The sequence below is a fragment of the Nitrospirillum goiasense genome (genome assembly GCF_034427435.1).
In the GTDB taxonomy this organism is placed as follows: domain Bacteria; phylum Pseudomonadota; class Alphaproteobacteria; order Azospirillales; family Azospirillaceae; genus Nitrospirillum.
The window spans coordinates 418066-440104 of the sequence record NZ_JAXQNP010000001.1 but is presented as its reverse complement, the minus strand read 5'-3'; the positions used below and the strand labels follow the sequence as shown (position 1 = coordinate 440104).

General features: G+C 71.0%; 6 protein-coding genes (1 of these 6 cut by a window edge). All 6 read left to right on the top strand.

Annotated elements, in window-relative coordinates; translation table 11 throughout:
• Tightly spaced (each overlapping or abutting the next), the 6 genes in view from ULB03_RS01650 to ULB03_RS01625 form a layout consistent with a single transcriptional unit that may run on beyond the window.
• A protein-coding gene (locus ULB03_RS01650; RefSeq protein ID WP_322481583.1) for a non-ribosomal peptide synthetase crosses the window boundary here: on the top strand, positions 1 to 7656 show its 3' portion. Its footprint begins 1872 nt before the window's first position; the window shows 7656 of its 9528 coding nt (coding positions 1873-9528); the start codon falls outside the window, past its left edge; it ends in the stop codon at positions 7654 to 7656.
• Positions 7575 to 10760: an SDR family NAD(P)-dependent oxidoreductase gene (locus tag ULB03_RS01645; RefSeq protein ID WP_322481582.1), complete on the top strand. Its 3186-nt coding sequence runs from the start codon at positions 7575 to 7577 to the stop codon at positions 10758 to 10760. Before ULB03_RS01650 ends, ULB03_RS01645 begins: the two co-directional genes overlap by 82 nt.
• Positions 10757 to 15118: an amino acid adenylation domain-containing protein gene (locus tag ULB03_RS01640; protein WP_322481581.1), complete on the top strand. Its 4362-nt coding sequence runs from the start codon at positions 10757 to 10759 to the stop codon at positions 15116 to 15118. Before ULB03_RS01645 ends, ULB03_RS01640 begins: the two co-directional genes overlap by 4 nt.
• Complete coding sequence (locus ULB03_RS01635; protein WP_322481580.1) at positions 15115 to 18714, top strand: AMP-binding protein; 3600 nt, start codon at positions 15115 to 15117, stop codon at positions 18712 to 18714. The genes ULB03_RS01640 and ULB03_RS01635 overlap by 4 nt, the downstream gene beginning before the upstream one ends.
• The gene (locus ULB03_RS01630; protein ID WP_322481579.1) at positions 18711 to 20390 is read left to right on the top strand and encodes a cyclic peptide export ABC transporter; all 1680 of its coding nucleotides are present in this window, start codon (positions 18711 to 18713) and stop codon (positions 20388 to 20390) included. The genes ULB03_RS01635 and ULB03_RS01630 overlap by 4 nt, the downstream gene beginning before the upstream one ends.
• Positions 20390 to 22039 (top strand): cyclic peptide export ABC transporter, encoded by a 1650-nt coding sequence (locus ULB03_RS01625; RefSeq protein WP_322481578.1) that lies wholly within the window; start codon positions 20390 to 20392, stop codon positions 22037 to 22039. The genes ULB03_RS01630 and ULB03_RS01625 overlap by 1 nt, the downstream gene beginning before the upstream one ends.

Here is a 22039-nt window from a genome sequence, read left to right as displayed (position 1 = left end):
CTGATACCCCTTGACGCGGGGCTGGGGGACGCGGGGGTGGGGGAGGCCCGGCTTCGCGCCGCCCTGGCCCGTCTGGCGGCCCTGCATCCGGCGTTGCGCACCACGCTGGTGGAGCGCGAAGGGCAGGTATGGCAGCGGGTCGCCGTGCCGGGCCCGGTGGCGTTGGACGTCCAGGACGGCATGGATGGGGAGCGCGCCGCCGCTTTTCTGCGGGCTGAACTGGCCCGTCCTTTCGATTTGTCGCGGGGGCCGCTCTACCGTTTCCACCTGCTGCGCGGGGCGGCGGGCGCCAGCCTGTACATCGTGGCCGACCACATCGTCACCGATGGCTGGTCCCAGGACCTGCTCGCGCGGGACCTGCAAACCCTGCTGGCGGGCGGGGAGCCGCCGGTGCCGGAACTCACCCCTATCAGCCAAGCGCAGGCCCATCGGACCCTGCTGGCCGGTCCGGAGGGCGCCCGCCTGGCGGAGTATTGGCGCACCACCCTGGATGGGATGGCGCTGGGGGATCCGCCGGGCGCGCTCGGCCGCCGGCCCCCTGCCGCCGCCCGGCGGGGACGCAAGGTTCAGGTCCGCATTGATGGTCGCCAAGGCCGCATGTTGGACGCCATCGCGCAGGCGGCGCGCACCACCCCCACCGCGGCGTTCGCCGCCATCGTGGCCACCCTGCTGGCGCGTTTGAAGGGGGATGGGCGCGAGGTGGCGGTGGGCCTGCCCTTCGCTTGCCGCACGACGCCGGAGTTGGCGGGCGTGGTGGGTTGCTATGCCGAGGTCCTGCCCATCCGCCTGCCGGCGGGGATGGACCAGCCATTCCAGGACCATCTGGTTGCCACCCGCCAGGGCATCGCGGTTGCCATCGCCCATCAGGACTATCCGCTGACCCGCATCATCGCCGACCGCGCCCGGACCGGCGGCGGGGACGCCGACAGCCTGTTCGACGCCGTCGTCGTGTACGACGAGGCGGGCCCGGGACAGGAGGAGTGGTTCGCCCCGGACCTCAACACCGGCAAGTACGACCTGGCCTTCATCCTCAGCCGCCTGCCTGATGGCGGTGGCCTGTTGGCGGTGGAATACGACAGCTGGCTGTATGCCGAGGCCGACGCGTGGGCCTTCATCGACCGTCTGGCCGTGCTGACGGCCGACATCGCCACCCGGCCGCACGCCCCCTTGGGCGACCTGGAGATCCTGCCGTCGGCGGAGCGCGACCGCGTGGTGAGGACGTTCAACCAGACCGCCCGGGACTACCCGCGCGATGCCGACCTGGGATCGCTGTGGCGGGCCGCCGCCGCCCGCCACGCCACCCGGCCGGCCCTGACCGGTGCGGACGGTGTCACCCTCAGCTATGCCGAGCTGGACCAGCGCGTCGGCGCCCTGGCCACCGCCCTGGCGGGCGTGGTGGGTGACGACGCGGCGGTGGGATTGGCCTTGGATCGGGGCGTCCCGGCGGTGATCGCCACCCTGGCGCTGACCCGGCTGGGGGTCGCCTACCTGCCGCTGGACGCCAAGCTGCCTGTGGACGCGGTGCGGCGACTGATGGCCGATGCCGGCGCGCGGCTGGTGCTGGCCGACGACGGTGCGGCCCAGCGCCTGGCTGATTTGGGCGGTCCGGAAAGGGATGGCCCAGCGACGGATAAAGTCGCCGTCGTCCGCCTGGACCAGGTGCCACCCGCCCCGACCCAGGCCCGGGAAATCGCACCGCCGCGCGCCGTGGCGGGCGGGTCACCCGCCTATGTCATGTTCACCTCGGGGTCCACCGGCCTGCCCAAGGGTGTGGTCGTGCCCCATCGCGCCGTGGCGCGCCTGGCGCTGGACCCGGTGGCGGCGCCGATCACGGCGGACGACGTGGTGCCGCAGGCGGCCCCGCTGGGTTTCGACGCGGCCACGCTGGAAATCTGGGGCACGCTGCTGAACGGGGCGCATCTGCGCATCCTGAGCGATGACGACCTGATGGATCCGGCGGCGCTGGCCGCCACCCTGCGCCAGACGGGCGTCAGCGTCCTATGGCTGACCGCCGGATTGTTCAACCGGGTGGCGGAAGAGGCGCCGGGCGCCTTCGCCACCACCCGCGTGGTCCTGACCGGGGGCGAGGCCGCCAATCCGGCGCAAATGGCCCGGGTCCTTGCGGCCTGCCCCGGCCTGCGGTTGATCAACGGCTATGGTCCCACCGAGAACACCACCTTCACCAGCGTCCACGCCGTCACCCCGGCCGATCTGGCCGACCTGGCGGGGGCTGTGCCCATCGGCCGGCCGATCGCCAACACCCGCGTCTATCTGGTTGATGATCGTCTGCAACCGGTGCCCGTGGGCGTTTGGGGCGAATTGCTGTGTGCCGGCGATGGCTTGGCCCTGGGCTATGCCAACCGGCCCGAGTTGACGGAGGCGTCCTTCGTCCAGTTGGACTGGGCGGGCGGGGAGCGGGCCTATCGCAGCGGTGACTACGCCCGCTGGCGGCATGACGGCGTGCTGGAGTTCGGCGGACGGCGCGACGGCCAGGTCAAGATCCGGGGCCACCGCATCGAGACCGGCGCCATCGAGGCGGTGCTGGAGGAAGGGGCGGACATCCGCGCCGCCGCCGTGGTCGTGACGGGGCAGGGGGCGGAGCGGCTGTTGGTCGCCTGTGTGGTGGCGGATGACGCGGCGGCGGAGCCGGACTGGCGTCGGCGCCTTGGGGAACGTCTGCCCTCCTACATGATGCCGGCGCGTTTCGTCCTGGTGCCTGCCCTGCCCATGAACCGGAACGGCAAGGTGGATCGCCGGGCGCTGGCCCGGCATGTGGCGACGCTGACCGTGGGGCCGGTCGTGACGCCCGCCCTGGAAGACCCGCGCCAACGCCTGGTGGCCCGCGTCTTCAGCGAGTTCTTCCCCGGCGTGGCCATTGATGGCGCCAGTGACTTCATGCGCCTGGGCGGCCATTCGCTGTTGCTCATGCGGCTGGCCGTGCGCCTGGCGGATGAGACGGGCTGCCGCCTACCCATGCGCGCGCTGTTCGCCGCCCGCACCGTGACGGCCATCGCCGCCTTGCTGCCCGCCGGGGTAGCGCCGGCCGAGCTGGACGGCGACGCGGCGATTCCGCGCCAGCCCGAAGGGATGGACCATCCCCTGTCCCCAGGCCAGGAACGGCTGATCGTCCTGCAACGCCTGTTCCCGGGCAGCGGCGCCTACAACGTGCCGGTGGTGTTCGATATCGAGGGGCCGCTGGACCTGGCGGCGCTGGAGCGGGCCTTTGTCGCCCTGGAGACCCGGCACCACGCCCTGCGCCTCAGGGTCGTGGACGATGGGCAGGGTGGCCTTCGGCAGCGTTTGGCCCCACCGGGCGGGTTGCGGCCCCACTGGACCGAGGTGGCGGACGCGGCCGCCGCCCAGGCTTATGTCGAGGCCGAAATGATACGGCCCTTCGACCTTGGACACGAAGGGCCGGCCCGTGCCCGGGTGGTGCGCTTCGGGCCGGAGCGTTGGCGCGTCCTGCTGGTCGTGCATCACGCGTTCTGCGATGGCTGGTCCATGGGCTTGCTGTTACGTGACCTGGCCGCCTTCTACACCGCCGGCGCTGGTGCCGCCGGGGAGGGGGCGGTGGTGGGCGCCCCCCAGTGCCAGATGCAGGATTATGCCGTGTGGCAGCGTGCCCTGGCGGCGGGGCCGCAGGGAAGGGCGATGCTGGCGCGGCAGGTGGCCCGCCTGACGCCTCCGCCCCCGCCCCTGGACCTGCCCACGGATCACCGCCGCCCGGCGGTGCGCGGCTTCAAGGGCGGAACCTTGGTTCACACCTTCGACCGGGCCTTGAGCGACCGCCTGACGGCGCTGGCCCATGCCCATAGGGCGACCCCGTTCGCCCTGGCCACCGCCTTGGTGCAGGCCCTGCTTTATCGACTGACCGGCCAAACCGACCTTGCCTTGGGTACCCTCGTCGCCCCGCGTGAGCGGCCGGAACTGGCCGACACCGTGGGCTTCTTCGTCAACACCCTGGTGCTGCGCCAGGCGGTGGCGGGAAACCGGCCTTTCCGGGACCATTTGGCGGAGACGCGGGACGTCTGCCTGCAGGCCATGGACGACCAGCATTGCCCGTTCGAGGCGCTGGTCGCGGCTGTCGACGCGCCCCGCGACCTGGGCCGGAATCCCTTGTTCGACGTCCTGGTGGTTTGGCAGGAGGCGGCATCGGCGGCGCCGAACCTGCCTGGCCTGCGCACGGCGGGGGTGAACGTGGACTTCCCGTTGGCGAAGTTCGACCTGGCCTTCCACTTCTGCCGCCGCGATGGGGGGATCGCTTGCGAGATCGAATACAGCACGGAACTGTTCGCGCCGGCCACGATCACGCGCTTGGCCGCCCGGTTGGAAACCTTGGCCCGCGCGGTGGTGGCGGACCCCGCCCAGACGCTGGAGGCGCTGGACCTGCTGCCGGCGGCGGAACGGGCGCTGGTGGTGCATGGCTTCAACGACACCGCCCAGGACCTGCCGGTTGACCGGGTCGTCATCGCCCCCTTCCTGGACCGGGTCGGGTTGGCGCCCGCCGCGCCGGCCTTGGTGGGGGATGATTTCCCCACGCTGGATTATCAGGGTTTCGCCCGGGCGACCGCCCGCGTGGCCGCGCGGTTGCGCGGGGAAGGCGTCGGGCCGGGCGATGTCGTCGGTCTCTGCCTGCCGCGCGGGCCCGGCCTGCTGACGGCCATCTTCGGTGTGCTGAGGGCCGGGGCGGCCTATGCCCCCCTGGGTGCGGATCAGCCGCCGGCCCGCTTGGCCGACATGATGGACGACCTGGGCAGGCCCTTGGTGGTGGCGACCGCGGCCACCCGGGACCGGGTGGCGGGCGCCGCCCGGTTGCTGGAGATCGACCACATCCTGTCGGCCGACGCGACGACCGTTCCAGCGCCCGATGATGGGGCGTCCAATCCCACTGGTCCGGACGGCGTGGCCTACGTGCTGTTCACCTCCGGTTCCACCGGCCGGCCCAAGGGGGTGGAGATCATCCATCGGGCGGTGCTGAACCGCCTGTGGTGGATGCAGGGGCAGTTTCCTATCGGCCCCGGCGACGTGGTGTTGCAGAAGACCCCGGTCACCTTCGATGTGTCCGTATGGGAGCTGTTCTGGTGGTCGTGGACGGGGGCCGCGCTGGCGGTGCCGCCACCGGGCCTGGAGCGCGATCCGGTGGGGCTGGCCGCCTTTATCGCCCGCCACCGCGTGACGGTGGTGCATTTCGTCCCGTCCATGCTGGCCGCGTTCCTGGCCTGCGTGGAGGATGGCCGGGTGCGGATTTCGGACCTAAAGACCCTGCGGTACGTCTTCGCCAGCGGCGAGGCGCTGGATCCCGGCCTGGCCGACCGTTTCGACCGCCTGCTGCACCGTGTCCACGGCACGGGTTTGCACAATCTCTATGGCCCGACGGAAGCGACGGTGGACGTCAGCTGGCACCCCTGCACGCCCTGGACGGGCGGCGACGTGCCCATAGGGCGGCCGGTGGCCAATACCCGGCTTTACGTGCTGGACGGGCGGGGCCAGCCTACGCCCATCGGCGTTGCCGGGGAAATCCACATCGGCGGCGTGCAGGTGGCGCGCGGCTATCGCAACCGTCCCGACCTGACGGCGGAGCGCTTCATCGCCGATCCCTTCGCCGGCGACAACCTGTGCGCCCGCCTGTACCGGACCGGGGACCTGGGCCGGTGGCGGGCCGATGGCAGCATGGACTATCTGGGCCGCATCGATCATCAGGTGAAGGTGCGGGGCCAGCGCATTGAGCCGGGCGAGATCGAGCATGCCCTGGAAGCCCATGCGGCGGTGGAACGCGCCGCCGTGGTGCCCGCCACCAGCGAAGGGCTGACGGAACTGCATGCCTATTTGCTGTTGCGGCGTCCGGTCGGTCCGGCCGATCTGGTCGCCCATCTGTCTGGCCGCCTGCCCGAGGCCATGGTGCCCGCCCGCTTCTTCCAGCTGGCCGACCTGCCCCTGACCTCCAGCGGCAAGCTGGATCGCAAGGCTCTGGCCGGCACGCCCCTGCGGGCGGCCCCGGCCATGCCGGCGCCGGCCATCGTTCCATCCCGTGCCGCCCCATCCACCGCCGTTCCGGCGGACGCGGACCCGGTCGCCCTGGCGGCCATCGAGGGGGAAATCGCCGCATTCTGGCGGGCGCTGTTGCCGGAGGCGGAGTTCGGGCCCCGGGACGGCTTCTTCACCGTGGGCGGCAACTCCCTCTTGGTTATCCGCCTGCACCAGCGTCTGGAAGCGCGCTGGCCGGGCGTCTTCGCCATCGCCGACCTGTTCGCCGCCGCCACGGTGGCCGACCAGGCCCGGCGGGTGGCGGCGGCCACGGGCGCCCCCGCCGCCCCCGCCCCGTCTGTGCCGACCGCCGTTCCGCCCGGGACGGGGCTTCCCCCGGCTTCGGCGTCCCCATCCGTTGCCGCCCTTCCCGCCATCCCGTCCGGCGCCATCGCCGTGGTGGGCCTGGCGGTCCGCGTGGCGGGGGCGGAGACGCTGACCGACCTCTGGGCCGACGTGGCCGCGGGCGTCGACCGGTTCCGGCCGCTGCCGGCCGGTCGTGTCGCTGATGTGCGCGCGCTTTACGCCGCCCTTGGGCTGCCGGTTCCCGCGACCTTCCGTGAGGCCGCCTATCTGGAGGAGGTGCTGGGCTTCGACTGCCGGCGCTATCGCCTGTCGCCCGCCGACGCCGCCCTGATTGATCCGGAACAGCGCCTGTTCCTGGATGTGGCCCTGCGGGCGCTGGAGGACGCGGGACGCGGCGGCAACGCCCTGGACGACGCCAAGGTCGGCGTCTTCGTCGGCGCCAGCGGCCCCGGCCCCTGGCGGGCGGCCCTGCTGCGCGCCGTCGAGCCGCAGCGGGTGGAGCAGGCCTTCGCCCTGACGGTTCCGTCCAATGTCGCCACGCGCCTGTCCTTCCAGCACAACTGGCGCGGTCCCGCCGCCCTGGTCGACACCGCCTGCTCGGCCTCGCTGAGCGCGCTGCACCAGGGGGTGCGCGCGCTGCGGGCCGGGGATTGCGACTGGGCCCTGGTGGGCGGGGCCAAGGCCATCCTGCTGCCCCCAGGCCAGGACCAGCGCCTGACCATCGACAGTTCCAGCGGCCGCACCCTGTCCTTCGCCGAGGGGGCCGATGGCACCGGCATGGGCGAGGGCGCGGTGGCCTTGCTGCTGCGCCCGCTGGCGGCGGCCTTGGCCGCGCGCGACCCTATCCACGCCGTCATCCTGGGCACCGCCGTCAACCAGGATGGCGCCTCCAGTGGGATGGCTGCGCCCAACCCCGTGGCGCAGGCCGAGGTGATCCGGGCCGCCGCCGCCGATGCCGGCGTCTCGCTGGCCAGCCTGTCCTATGTCGAGGCCCATGGCACCGGCACCACGCTGGGCGATCCCATCGAAATCCAGGGACTGACCACGGCCTTCGCGGCGGACACGCCGGAGGTGGGCTTCGCCTGGGTGGGAAGCGCCAAGGGGAACTACGGCCACCTGGATGGCGCCGCCGGGGTGTTGGGTTTGGCGCGGGCCATCCTGGCCCTGACGCACGATCACGCCCCCCGCAGCCCCATTTCACCGCGCCCAATCCCAAGATCGCCTTCGACCGGGCGCCGGTCGCCGTGCCTCGGCGGGCCATGGCGTTGGCCGACCGGGGTGGCCCGCGCCGGGCGGGGATCAGCGCCTTCGGCCTCAGTGGCGTGAACGTTCACGCGGTCGTGGAGGCGGCCCCGGCGCGCGTGGCGGCACCCGCCACCGGCCGGTGGATGGCCGTGGGTCTGTCGGCGGCGGAACCGGAGGCTCTGCGCGGCTACGCCGATGCCCTGGTCGCGGCCTTGCGCGCCCGCCCGGACTGGAGTTTGGAGGAGATCGCCCGCACGCTGACGGAGGGGCGCGACACGCTGCCCGCCCGCTTGGCCGTGGCGGTGCGCGACCGGGGCGACCTGATGGCCCGCTTGGCCGTGTTCGTCGCGGCGCCGGCCGCCGTGGGCGATCTCGTGCTGGTCGGGGTGGTTCCCCCAGGCCCGCCTGGCCGCCGTTGGGCGGCCGTGGGGCCGGACCAGGCCGCGGCCCAGGCCGCCGCCCAGGCCTTCGTCACCGGCGCGGTTCTGACCTGGGATGCCACGGACGGGACGACGGGTCGCGCCCATCTGCCGGCGGCCCCGCTGGCCCGGCGCCGCCTGGCGCCCGACCTGCCCGCGGCGATGCCCGTGCTGTCGAGCGCGCCCGACCTGCTGGGTCCGGCGGCGGTGACGCGCGAGGGCGCCTATCATCCCCTGGACGTGCACGCCCCCCATTTCTGGCCCATGGCGGAACACCGGCTGGATGGGGAGCCGACCCTGGTCGGCATGGCCTTCCCCGCCCTGGTGGCGACCGCGCGGGGGCCGTCGCGTCTTCGGGATCTGCGGTGGCTGCGCCCCCTTCGGGCGTCACAAGTGGAACCGGGCACCGTCACCCTGCGCTTTCACGCCGATGGCCGGGTCAGTCTGGAGGGCCGCGCCCGTGGCGGTGCCTGGCAGACTTTCGCGGAGGCCCGGTTGGACGATGCGGCCCAGCCAACGCCGCCGGTGTCCGTGGCCGAAATCGTCGCTCGCTGTGCCGCGCCCACGGCGGCGCTCCCCCTATCGACCAATGGTCCGGTGGTGGTCAGTGATCGTTGGCAGCGGCTGGACCGCCTGGCTGAAGGCGAGGGGGAGCGCTTGGCCTGGACCTCCCCGGCAACCACCCCGGCGGATGCGGGCGGTCTGGCGCTCGACCCCGCCTTGTTGGACGTATCCACCAGCTTGGCCCTGGACCAGGCTGGCCTGATCCCCGCCGGATGCGCTGAAATCGCCATCCATGGCCGCCTGCCGTCGGCCCCTGTGGTCCATGTGCGTTGGCGTGCCGTGCCGGACGGGCGGGAGGCCGACGTGGTGCTGGCCGACCCGGCCGACGGCCGCGTGGCGGTCGCCTTCCATGGCCTGCGCTTCCTGCGGCGGGCCGCTGATGCCGCCATTCCTCCGGTCTCGACCGGCATCGTCCCGTCCCGTCCGGTCTGGACGAGGACACCGCTCACCGCCCCGGCGCACGGAAGGCCGGTCCTGGTCGTGGGTGAGGGGGCGTTGGCCGATAGCCTGGTGCGCCACCTCACCACCGCCGGTCTGTTGGCGGGCCATTGCGCCACCGGTGCCCTGGATCGGGCGGCGGTGGCCGACATCCTGGCCGCGGCGCCTGTGGACGTGGTGCTGGCGCCGGATGGCGGACCTGACCTGATTCGAAGGGTGACGGACGTCATGCGCGTGGTCCTGGGCGCCCTGGTCCGGCGCACCCGCCTGCTGGGTGTCGGGTTCGGCGCCTTCGCCGTCAATGGCCAGGCCCTGGGCGACCCCGACCAGGCCATCACCTTCGGCGCCGTTCTCTGCGCGGGTAGGGAGGAGACGCTGCTGTCCTCCCGATATGTGGATGCCGGACCGGCCACGCCGGCGGCGGCCGTGCTGGCCGAGTTCGCCGCGCCTGAGGCCCCGTTTCGCGCGGTCGCCTGGCGGGAAGGTGAGCGCCTGGTGCGTGGCTTCGCCCCCCTGGCGGGGGACGTGCCGGACTCGGCGCCCGATGCCTTGGCATGGCCGACGGAGGGTGTATGCGTCGTGACCGGCGGTCTGGGCGGCTTGTCGCTGCTGTTGGCCCCCACCCTGGCGGCGGGCGGCAAGGTCGCCTTGGCGCTGGTGTCGCGTCAGGGCCGGGTGACGGGCACGGATCCGGACGCTCAGGCGCGGGCGGCGGTCGTCGAGCGGCTGCAGGTGTCCGGGCTCAGGCTTAGCCAGCACGCGTGCGATGTCACCGACCGGGAGTCGCTGGCGGCCACGCTGGACCATATCCGCCAATCCGTGGGCCCAATCACGGCCGTGGTGCACAACGCGGGCGTGTCGGATGGGGGCTTCCTCGTCAATACCGGCCATGACGTGGTGTGCGAGATGGCGGCCAAGGTGGTGGGCGCCCGGCTGTTGGACGAGTTGACCCGGAACGATCCCCTGCGGGCTTTCGTCATGGCGGGTTCCCTGACCGGGTTGCTGGGCGCCGCCGGCTTCACGGGTTACACCGCCGGTAACGCCTTCCTTGACAGTTTCGCGGCCCACCTTCGCGCCCAGGGGCGTCCTGCCCTGACAGTGGACTGGTGCATGATCGGCGAGGTCGGCATGGCGGCCCGCACCCAACATACCCGACTGAGGTTGGAGGCGCACCTGGGCGCCGCCACCCTTCCCGCCGCTTGGCGGCTGGCGCTGGCCGCGGGTGAGGCGCAGGTGGTCATGCTTGACCCCCATGCCGGTCCTGCCCTGAGGGGCGAGGTGCCTGCCGTCACGTCTAAGCCAGGGTCGCCGGGCGTGCCGGTCGGCATGGCCAAGGCGGATGCGCCCGCGGAGGGTGGCGGCGCGTTGGAGGCGGCGCTTGCCGCCGTCTGGGCCCAGGTTCTGGGGTACGACGCCGTGGCGCAGGAGGATGACTTCTACAGCCTCGGCGGCGATTCCATCGCGGGTATGCAGATCGTGGAACGGGTGGTGCGCGACCTGGGTCATTCGGTCACCCTGGCCGATTTGCTGGAGGCCGGCACGGTGGCGGCGCTCGCGGCGCGGCTGCGCTCCAAGTCCCGTGGCACCGCCACTCCCGCGTCCACAGCTACCATGGCGCTGGAAGAGCCTGTGCTGCCCCTGGCACCGGAGGTCGACGACTATCCGGTGGCCTGGGAACAGTTGGCGGTGCTGAATGCCGAGGCTGTGGCCGACATGGGTACCGCCTACAATCTGCCCATGGCCCTGCACCTCCCCCCGGGATGACCAGGGCCCAGGTCGCGGCGGCGGTCGAGGCCTTGGTCGCGCGGCAGGAGATTTTGCGCACCCGCTTCCTGCCGGCCGCGGCCGATGGCGCGGAACCGACCATGACCCTCCTGCCGCCGGGACCAATCACCCTGGAACGGCTGGATGTGGCGGACGATGAAGGGACGGACGCCGCCATGCGCGGCTGGGTGCGGCCGTTCGACCTTTATGGCCCGCCGCCGGTCCGTTTCGCCCTGCTGGCCGTGGCCGGCCAGCCCCGGCACCTCTTGCTGGACGTGCATCACGCCCTGGCCGATGCCTTCAGCGTGGAGGTGCTGTTGGCGGAGTTGGGCGTACTCCTGCGGGGCCGGGATTTGCCCCCGGTCCCGGCGCGACAGTTGAAGGACTACGCCTGGTGGTCGCGGCGGGGTGCCGGGGCGTTGGTTGACGGCGAGGCTGCCGCCTACTGGCGTCAGCGTTTCGCCACCATGCCGCCCCTGTTGGACCTGCCGGCCGATCGTGCCCGCCCGGCCCAGCCCAGCCGCCGGCCCGGGAACCTGGAATTCACCTTGTCGCCCACGGTGATGGCCGCCATGCGCGCCGCCGCCGCCGCCCGGCGGACCACGCCTTTCGCCCTGGTCACGGCGGCGTGGTCGGTGCTGCTGGCGCGTTATGCTCAGGTGAACGATTTGGTGATCGCGGTGCCGATCGATTCCCGCGCCCAGGATGGGCTGGCTGGGATGGTGGGCATGATGGTTTCGCTGCTGCCCCTGCGCCTGTCGGTAATGGCGGGGGACCGGGTGGCCGACCTGCTGGACCGCGCCCAGGCCACCTGTACCGAGGCCCTGCGCCACCGCGCCTATGGCCTGGGACGCCTGCTGACCGATTTGGCCGTTCCCGCCCAGCCCGGGCGGACCCCGCTGGCCGACATCACCTTGTCCTACATGAATTTCAAAGCCCTCGGCGATGACGTGGCGGTGGAGAGTTTCGGCCTGACCCGGACCGAGGCCAAGGCGGATCTGGCCATCTTTGTGCGCGACCTGCCGGACTCCGTTTTGGTCGCCTGCGAGTACGCGGCCGATTTGTTCGACCCCGACCGCATGGACCGTCTGGCGGATCATTTCCAAACCCTGCTGGCCGGGCTGGCGGCCGCGGGACCGGACACGATGGTGGCCAGCCTGCCCCTGATGCCCCCGGCCGAGGCGATCCGTATCGCCGGCTGGGAGCGGGGGGCCATGCCCGCCCTGGACCTGGACCTCGGCCTGTTCGGCGCCTTCGCCCGGCAGGCGATGTCCAACCCCGCGAAGGTGGCGTTGCGCGGGCCGGATGGTGACCTCACCTATGGCGCCCTGTTGCGCCGGGCCAGCGGCGTGGCCGCCCGCCTCACCGCCGCCGGCGTGCGCCCCGGGGACCGGGTTGCCCTGCATGTGGAACGTGACGCCGCCGCCGTGGCCCTGGTGCTGGGCATCGTCGGCGCCGGCGCCGTCTACATGCCCCTGGACCCGACCTATCCCCCCGACCGCGTCGCTTGGTTGCTGGAGGATGGCGGTTGCGTGGTCGCGGTGGCGGACGCCGCCGGCCGGGCCGTGCTGTCCGACCGCCTGCCCGTCCTGGCGGCGGAGGAGATGCGCGACGCGGAGGCGGACGCGGTGCCGACCCCGCCGACGGATGGGCTGGCCTATCTGCTCTACACTTCGGGATCCACCGGCCGGCCCAAGGGGGTCCTGGTGTCCCAGCGGGCGGTGTTGCGGTTGGCCCAAGGCGATGACCACGCCGACATCCGGCCGGATGACCGCGTGACCCAGACGGGCTCTTTGGCTTTCGACGCCTCGACCTATGAGATCTGGGTCACCCTGATACGGGGCGCCACCCTGTGCCTGGTGACGCGGGAGCAGTTGCTGGATCCCGTTCAGTTGTCGGGCGCCTTGCGCCACCACCAGGCGACGGTGGTGTGGATGACGACCGGCCTGTTCAATCGGCAGGCGGACGCCGACCCGTCGTGTTTCCAGGGCGTGCGGGCCGTCATCACCGGGGGCGAGGCCGCCAGCCCCGCCCATCTGCGCCGGGTGCTGGAGGCGGCGCCAAATCTGGTGCTGTTGAATGGCTACGGCCCCACGGAGAACACCACCTTCTCCACGATGCACCGCGTCACGGCGGCCGATCTGGAGCAGGGGGCCGGGCCCGTGCCCATCGGGCGCCCCATCGCCCATACCCGCGTCGCGGTCCTGGACCCCGAGGGCCGTCCCGTCCCCACCGGCGTGTGGGGGGAGATCGCGGTGGGCGGGCTAGGCTTGGCCGATGGGTATAACGGTCGCCCGGACCTGACGGCCGAGCGGTTCCGTGCCGACCCGGAGGACCCGGCCCAGATGCTCTACTGGACGGGCGATCTGGGACGTTGGCGGGCGGACGGCGTCCTGGAATTTGGCGGGCGGCGCGATTCACAGGTGAAGATTCGCGGCTATCGTATTGAATTGGAGGAGATCGAGCAGGCTCTGGCGACCTGTCCGGGTGTTGCCCGGGCTGTGGTCCTGCACCGGCCGCAGCCCGGTGATTTGGTGGCGTTTCATCAGGACGTGGCGGGAGCCGGGTGGCGGCCGGAAGATTTGCGCGCCTGGCTGGCCGAGCGGTTGCCAGCGTATATGGTGCCAAGCCGCTTCGTCGCCGTGGCCGACGTGCCGGTGACCATCAATGGCAAAGTCGATCGAGCCCGCCTGCTGGCGGACCTGGGTGCCGACCTGGACGCCGCCGTCGAACCGCCGCTTCCTGGCATCGAGCGGTTGGTGGCCGACATCCTGGCGGATCTTTTCAACCGGCCGGTGGAGGATCGCCGTTTGGGCTTCGTCGCCCTGGGGGGCCATTCGCTGCTGGCCATCCGTGTGGTCAACCGCATCGCCGAGGCCACGGGCGTGCGCCTGACCATGCGCGACTTCTTCGCGGCCGACACGGTGGCGGACCTGGCGGCGCTGGCCGGCCGGGGCACGGGGACGGAGGCGCCCATTCCGCGCGCGGCGGATGCGCCGGACTATCCCGCCAGCAATGCCCAGGCCCGCCTATATCTGGCCCATCGCCTGGACAGTGACAGCGGTGCCTACAACATCACGTTCGCCTTGCCGGCGGCCGACCTGGATCCGGACGCCTTGAACGGGGCGCTGGATCGCCTGGTGCGCGATCATGAGCCGCTGCGCACCCTGTTGTTCGAGGTGGACGGCGCCATCCGCCAGCGTATCGAGCCCGAGGCCCTGTCGGCGGTGGCCGTGGTTGATCTGCGGGAGACGGACGATCCGACGGCCGAGGCCCTGCGCTGGGCCCGGCGTGAGGCGGCGACGCCCTTCGACCTGACCCGGGTTCCCTTGGCCCGCGCCTGCGCCCTGCGCTTGGATGAGCGGGGCTGGCTGGTGCTGTTGGTCATGCATCATGTGGTGGGCGATGGCTGGTCGACCCGCATCCTGCTGCGCGAGCTGGCGGCCCACTACCGTGACGTGCTGGCCGGGGTAGCCTTCGCAGCACCCGAACGCGCCATCACCTATCGCGACTTCGCCGTCTGGCAGGCGGGTCGGGATTGGCGCGCCGCCGCCCACTATTGGCGCCGCACCCTGGATGGGGCGCCCGGTGCCATCGCGCTGCCCACGGATCGGCCGCCGCCGGCCGTCCAGTCCCACCGGGGTGACACCGTCGCCCGGGTGCTGCCACCAGCAGTGGCCCAGGGGCTGACGGATTACGCCCGGCAACGCGGGGTGACCCTGGCCACGGTGGGCCTGGCCCTGTTCTCCAGCCTGTTGTACCGCTTGGCCCGCCAGGCTGACCTGGTGGTCGGCATGGGGGTGGCGGGCCGGGACCGGGCGGCGCTTGAAGGCCTGATCGGTTTCTTCGTCAACGTGCTGCCCATCCGTTTGAGTTTCGATGATGAGACGGAATTCGACGGCTTGGTGGATCAGACCCATGCCGCGCTGATGGCTGCCCTGGAATATCGAGACTATCCCTTCGACCTGCTGGTGCGCGCCGTCGCGCCCAAGCGCAGCGGCAACCGCCAGCCATTGGTGAACGTCGTCTTCGAATACCAGCATTTCCAGGACCTTGGCGCTGACTTGGCAGTAGAGGACGGCCCGGCGCTGGGGACTGCCAGGGCCGACGCCGAAGGGCGGGATGGCGCTGGCGCCCTTGATCCCGCCTTCATGCAGGAGGTGGAGGCGGCCATCCGGCCCGCCACCGCCAAGCATGACTTGCTGCTGTTCCTCACGGACCGGCCGGGTCAGATGGAATTCCTTCTCGAATACGACACCGACGTCATCGACCGGCCAACGGCCGAACGCTGGCTGGCCTATCTGGGCCAATTCGCCACCATGATCGTGAACCGACCAGGCAAGGAGGCCGCGGAGTGAGAATCGCCGATTTCATGTTCGAGGCGGACGACGACCGCGCGCGCCAACAGGACACCAAGGCGCATGAGGCATCCGCCAAGGCCGGCGCCCGCCGGGCCGTTGACGACGTGGCGGGGCAGACCATCCTCACCCGCTTCAGCCGCTGGGTCGCCCTCCGGCCGGATGCGCCGGCGCTGGTGGACGAGGCCGGGAGCACCACCTTCGCCGCCTTGGACGCCTGGTCCAACCGCATCGCGCACTGGCTGGGCCAGGCGGCCCTGGCGCCGGAGACCCGGGTCGCCGTCATGATGGGCCGCAGTCGCGGCTATCTGGCGGCGGCGCTTGGGGTGCAGAAGGCCGGCTGCGTCTATGTGCCATTGGACCCGACCCAGCCCTTGTCCCGCCGGCGCGAACTGGTCCGCATCGCCGGGGCCGAGGCCATGATCGTGGACATCGCGAACCTGGGCGACCTGCGGACGCTGCAGTGGCAATGCCCGTCCCTGGCGCATGGCCTCTGCCTGGATGCCGCCGACCCCGCCGCCATGGTCGAGGCCCCCAGCGTGATGATGTCCACCGAGCTGTGGGACCATATCGCGGCGGAGGAGGTGGACGACGTCAACGCCGGTGGCTGGAAAAGCCCCTTCACTGGCCAACCCATGGCGCCGGAGGCCATGACGGCGTTCGGTGACAACGCCCGGCGCAAGCTGGCGCCCTTGCTGGGCCCCACCGCCCGGGTGCTAGAGATCGGCTGCGCCTCGGGCTTCACCATGCGGCGGGTGGCGCCGCTTTGTGGCCATTACGTCGCGAGCGACATTTCCCGCCTGAACGCGGAGCGGGCGGAGGCGGTGGCCCGCCGCCTGGGCTTGAACCATGTCGTCGGGCGCCACCTGGCCTCGCATGATATCGATCTGCTGCCGGCGGGATCCTTCGACCTGGTCATCCTCAACAGTGTGATTGAGAGCTTCCCCGGTTTCGGTTACCTGGCGTCCGTCCTGGACAAGGCCATGGCCTTGCTGCGGCCCGGCGGCGCCCTCTTCCTGGGCAACATCTGGGATCTGGACCGGAAGGAGGCTTACCTGGCCGATCTGGCCACGTTCGCCCGCGACCATGCCGGGCAGGGTTACCACCCCCGCCTAGACCTGGCCGACAACTTCTTCGCTCCCCGGGCCTTCTTCCGCGATTGGGCGGCCGGCCGGCCGGAGGCGCCGTCGCTGGACTTTTCCGCCATCGAGGCGCCGGGCTTCGACCCCGCGCCCTATGATTTCGACTTGGTGGTGCGCGTGGATGGCCGGGGCGAGGGCGCGCGGCGCCACCGTTGGATCGCCGGTGCCGCCGCGCTGGAGGCGCTGCCCGCGACCGCGCCGACGGTCGAGGTGACGCCGGACAGGGCCGCCTATCTCATGTTCACCAGCGGCACCACGGGCGTGCCCAAGGGTGTGGTCATCGAGCATCGTTCCGTCGTCAACATGGCCGCCGCCATCGACCGCAGCCTGCACCAGCCCATGGCGCAGGGACGGCAGCTTGCCGCCACCTGCAATTTCACCTTCGCGTTCGATGGTTCGATGCATGCCATCTACACCACGCTGTTGAACGGTCACGCCCTGCACATCAGCGGCGAGGACACCCGGCGCGACCCGTCGGCCCTGCACGATTTCCTGGAGCGCCACGACATCGACGTGTGCGATGCCACCCCCAGCCTGTTCAGCCTGCTGGCGGATTATTGGCATGACAGTGGCCGCTCCACCCGGGTCCGCCGCTTCATCCTTGGGGGAGAGGTCATTGCGGAGGCGGCGTTGCGCCGCTTCTTCGACGTGCCGGCCCATCGCGACGCCTCGGTGGTGAACCAGTATGGCCCCAGCGAGGCCTGCGTCTGCGCCACCCAGTACCTGATGACGGCCGCCACGTGGCGGGAACACTTGCCGCCGCCCATCGGGCTGCCCCTGGATGGCATCGAGCTGCGCCTGACCGATGGCCAGGGGCGCGAGGTGCCGGATGGCGTGCCCGGTGAAATCCGCATCGGCGGCATCTCTGTTGGGCGGGGTTATCTGGGCAACCCGGTGCAGACCGCCGCGTATTTCCAGACGGATGCGGAGGGCCAGCGCTGGTATCGCACGGGCGATCTGGCGCGGCGCCTGGCCAATGGCCAATTGCAGTTCCTGGGGCGGGAGGACCGGCAGGTGAAGATCCGGGGCCATCGGGTGGAGCTGGGCGAGTTGGAAACCCGCCTGACCAAGCATCCGCTGATCCGCCACGCCGTCGTGCTGGCGCGTGACCCGCGCGGCACCGGTGACAGGATCCTGATCGCCTATGTCGTGCCGCGCCCGGGCTTCGACGCGGCCGAGGTGCGGTCGGCGCTGGAGGCGGCGCTGCCCGCCTGGATGGTGCCCGCCCATATCCTGACGGTGGACGCCTTGCCCATGACCAGCAACGGCAAGCTGGACGAGGCGCGCCTGCCCAGCCCGGCCGAGCAGGCGACCGCCGTGGTTCGGCCCCTGGCCACGGAGACGGAGCGGCGCCTGGCCGCCATTTGGGAACAGGTGCTGGACCAGCCGGTGGCCGACGCCGAAGCGGACTTCTTCCTGAGCGGGGGGCACAGCGTGCTGGCCGTGCGGTTGCTGTCGGCGGTGGAGGCGGAGTTCGCCGTGCGCCTGCCGCTGGCGGAATTGTTCGCCAGTTCCACCGTGGCGACCATGGCCCAGCTGATCGACGGCCGCAAGCAGGCCGCCGACTGGCAGCCGGTGGTGGCGGTGAATCCGACCGGCGACCGCGTGCCCCTGGTCTGTTTCCACCCCGTGGGCGGCAACGTGCTCTGCTACCGCGAGTTGGCGCAGGCCCTGGGGCCGGCTCAGCCGGTCTACATGGTGCAAAGCTATGGTCTGGAGGAGGGGCAGCCCCTGCTGCCGACGGTGGAGGCCCAGGCCGACGCCTATGTGAAGGCGCTGCGGCCGGTGCTGGGTGACGGCCCGGTGGCCGTGGCCGGCTGGAGCTTCGGCGGCCTGCTGGCCTGGGAGGCGGCGTGCCAGCTGCACCGCGCGGGCGTCGACCTGCGTGCCGTCATCGTCCTGGACGGCGTCGCCGCGCCCGACCCGGTGCGCGCGCTGCTGCAAAAGGACGAAGCGGAATACCTGGCCGCCCTGTTCGACGAGATGGGTCTGTTCGACGCCGACACCCTGCGGCCGATGACGCCGGAACAGCGGCTGGATTTCATCCTGGAGCAGAACAAGGGCGGTCATTTCCTGCCGGACGGCATGGACCGGGCGGGGATGCGCCGCCTGTTGGCCCTGTTCCAGAACAATGGCTTGGCGGCGGTGCGCTATCGTCCCCGGCAGTTGGACACCCGCCTGCTGCTGGTGCGGCCGCGCGTCATCACCGGCCAGGCCCCGGGGATCCCCGGCGATGCCCTGAACGGTTGGGGTCAACTGGCCAGCCAGGGCGTGGAACTGCGGTGGATGGAGGGGACCCATGGACAGATGCTGGTCCAGCCCTGGCTTGCCGAGCTTGCCACCCACGTGAGATTGTGGCTGGACCCGGTCAACCGCCGATCAGCAGGCCCCGTCCGTATGCCGACCAGCCCGATACCCGCTCCCGGTCCCGTCGCCTTTCCCGGGTCCCGATGAATCTCGTCCGTTTGCTCGCCCGGCTGGGGCCGGGGCCCCTGCGCCGGCTGGTGGCGGGGGCCGCGCTGTCGGCGCTGTCCAGCACCCTGGTGTTGGCGGTGGTGAACGCCGCCGCCGCCGAGATCGCCGAGAAGAAGACGAGCCAGGTGAACCTGTGGTTCGCCGTCGCCTTCGCCGTGGGCGTGGTGGTCTACGCCCTCATGGAAACCTGGATGGTGGCCCGTATGGGCGCCGACCTGGAGGAGGCGATCGACGGCGTGCGCATGGAACTGATGCGGCGGCTAAGCCGGGTTGACCTATGGAAGCTGGAGCGCTTCGGGCGCACGCGCCTGTACGACAGCATCACCCAAAGCACGCAGATGATCTCGGCCAATTCCCATTTCCTGGCCTTGTCGCTGCGATCTTTCCTGCTGACCATCGCCGTCATGGTCTACATCGCCTGGATCTCCGGCTTGGCCTTCCTGGTCGTGACCGGCTTGCTGGCGTTCTGCGCCGTCGGCTATTTGCGCCTCGGGCGTGACCTGAACGACCGCCAAGGTATCCTGGCGGCGGAGACCGCCGGCCTGCACGAGGGCGTCACCGACCTGTTCGACGGCTTCAAGGAACAGCGGCTGAGCAGCGCCCGCAGCCATGACCTGGGCGCCACGTTCAGCGGTGTCTCCGCCCGGGTTATGACCGCGCAGAGCGAGGTTCACCTGCACGGCTGGCAGCAGTTCATCTTCGGCGCCACCGTGTTCAACCTGATCATGGGGGCCGTGGTCTTCATCGTGCCCACCTATTCCACGTCCTTCAGCCAGCAGGTGGTGAAGGTGGCGGCGGCCGTGCTGTTCATGTCTTCGCCATTCTCCGCGCTGATGCAGACCGTCACCCTCATGGGCGCGTCGGAGGCGGCGGCCGGGCGCATGCTGTCCTTGGGGGAGGAACTGCTGGCGCTGGAGGAGGGCGGGCCCGACGTGACGCCCGAGCCCGTATCGGCGGATTTCCAGGAAATCACGCTGTCCGGGGTGGAGTTCAGCTTCCCGGCGCCGGCGGGTGAACGCCCCTTCGTCGTCGGCCCCATCGACCTGACCCTGCGCCGGGGCGAGACGGTGTTCGTCACCGGCGGCAATGGCTCGGGCAAATCCACGTTCGTCCGCCTGCTGACAGGACTGTACCATCCCTTGCGCGGCACCCTGGCCGTGGACGGGGTGCGGATCGGTCCCGAGCGCTATGACGGCTATCGTCAGCTGATGGCTACCGTCTTCGCCGATTTCCATCTGTTCAAGCGGCTGCACGATGCCGCGCCCGGTGCCAAGGATGAGGCGCCGGCCCTGATGCGCTGGATGGAGATGGCGGAGATCACGGCGTTGGAGGGGGACCATTTCGGCCGGCAGGACCTGTCCACCGGTCAGAAGAAGCGCCTGGGCCTGGTGACGGCGCTGATGGAGCGCAAGCCCATCCTGATCCTGGACGAATGGGCCGCCGACCAGGATCCGCACTTCCGGCAGAAATTCTATCGCGAGATCTTGCCGGCGCTGAAGGCGCGGGGGCTGACCATCATCGCGGTCACCCATGACGACCGTTATTTCGACGCGGCCGATCGCTGCCTGCGGATGGAGATGGGGCGCATCGTCCGCGAGGACCGCCCCGATCCCGCCATCGCGGCGGCGGCCAGCCAGCCGGGGGAGGGCGCCTGATGCGCTTGTGGCGCCTTGTCGGCGAAGAAATTCCGCAGAACCTGAAGTCTCTGGCGTGGACGGCGGCCCTGTCGGCGCTGGCCTCCACCACCCTGATGTGGCTGGTGGACGAGGCCTCTCAGCAGGCGGCAAAGGGGTCGGTCAGCGAACGGCTGGTCCTGCTGTTCGCCCTGTCGATCACCCTGTTCGCCGTCAGCGACAACTATGTGCTGGTCACCGCGTCCCAGGACGCGGAAAACATCATCCACCGCCTGCGCACCCGGCTGTTCGACGCCGTTCGCGCCTCCGACCTGGTCAGCGTGGAACGGCTGGGGCGTACCCGGCTATACAGCGCCCTGACCCAGGATACCCAGACCCTGGCGCGCAGCCTGCCCTTCCTGGTCATCGGCGTGCAGCAGGCCATCGTCCTCGTCTTCCTGGGCGTCTACCTCGCCTGGCTGTCGGTGGCCGCCTTCGTCATGGCCTTCGGGTTCGCCATCGTGGCGGTGGTGGTGCGCTATGCCCGCATGAAGGCCTTGGGCCAGGCCATGCGCGACGCGGTGGCGGCGGAGATGGCGGTGTTCGATGGCCTGTCCGACATGCTGGACGGTTTCAAGGAAGTGCGCATGAGCACGACGCGCGCCCAGGGGCTGGTCGCCGACGTGGGGGCGGCCTCGTCGGAGGCGCGGCGCATCAAAAGCCGGACCAAGGCGCAGTGGGGCTGGGAGTTCGCCCTGCTGCAGGCCATGTTCTACACCCTGATCGGCCTTATGGTCTTCCTGGTGCCGCTGGTGGCCAAGGACTATGCCGACGTGGTCGTGCCCGCCACCATGACCGCGCTGTTCGTCGTCGGCCCCGTCGGCACCCTGGCCCACGTCACCCCGATGGTGACGGAGACGGAGATGGCGCTGGCCAACATGGACGACATCACCAGCCAATTGCGCCGGGCGGTGGAACTGCGGGCGGGGGAATCCGCCCTGCCGCTATCCGCGCCGCGGCAGATCGCGCTGCAGGACGCCGTTTTCTCCTACGCGGACAGCAAGGGCCGCCCCCTCTTTTCCGTGGGGCCCCTGACCCTGTCCTTCAAGGCGGGCGAGATCACCTTCGTCACCGGGGGCAACGGGTCGGGCAAATCCACCATGCTGCGCCTGCTGACCGGCTTGGCGCCGTTGAGCGGCGGCCAGATGCTGGCCGATGGCGTGCCGGTGGCGCCGGGGCAGATGCAGGCCTATCGCGACCACTTCTCAGCCATTTTCGCGGACCACCACCTGTCCCGCCGCCTCTATGGCGTGGGCGCCATCGACCCCTTGCGCGTCGAGGCCCTGCTGGAGCGGCTGGAGATGACGGGCAAGGTCCATGTGGCCGACGGCGCCTTCAGCACCATCGACCTGTCCACCGGCCAGCGCAAACGGCTGGCCCTGCTGGTGGCGGAGTTGGAGGACAAGCCCGTCCTGGTCTTCGACGAATGGGCGGCGGACCAGGACCCCCATTTCCGCCATGTATTCTATGAGGAACTGCTGCCGGCGTTCAAGGCGCGGGGGAAGATCGTCATCTGCGTGACCCATGATGATCGCTGGTTCGGCATGGCCGACCGCATCTATCACATGAACGAAGGCCAAGTGATGGAACAGCGGCCGTCGGTAACCGTTGCCATGGAACTGCAATCTTGA

Coding starts and splice junctions, on each gene's coding strand:
- ULB03_RS01640 (WP_322481581.1), top strand. CDS start 10,757: ATGACCAGGGCCCAGGTCGCGGCGGCGGTCGAGGCCTTGGTCGCGCGG.
- ULB03_RS01625 (WP_322481578.1), top strand. CDS start 20,390: ATGCGCTTGTGGCGCCTTGTCGGCGAAGAAATTCCGCAGAACCTGAAG.
- ULB03_RS01630 (WP_322481579.1), top strand. CDS start 18,711: ATGAATCTCGTCCGTTTGCTCGCCCGGCTGGGGCCGGGGCCCCTGCGC.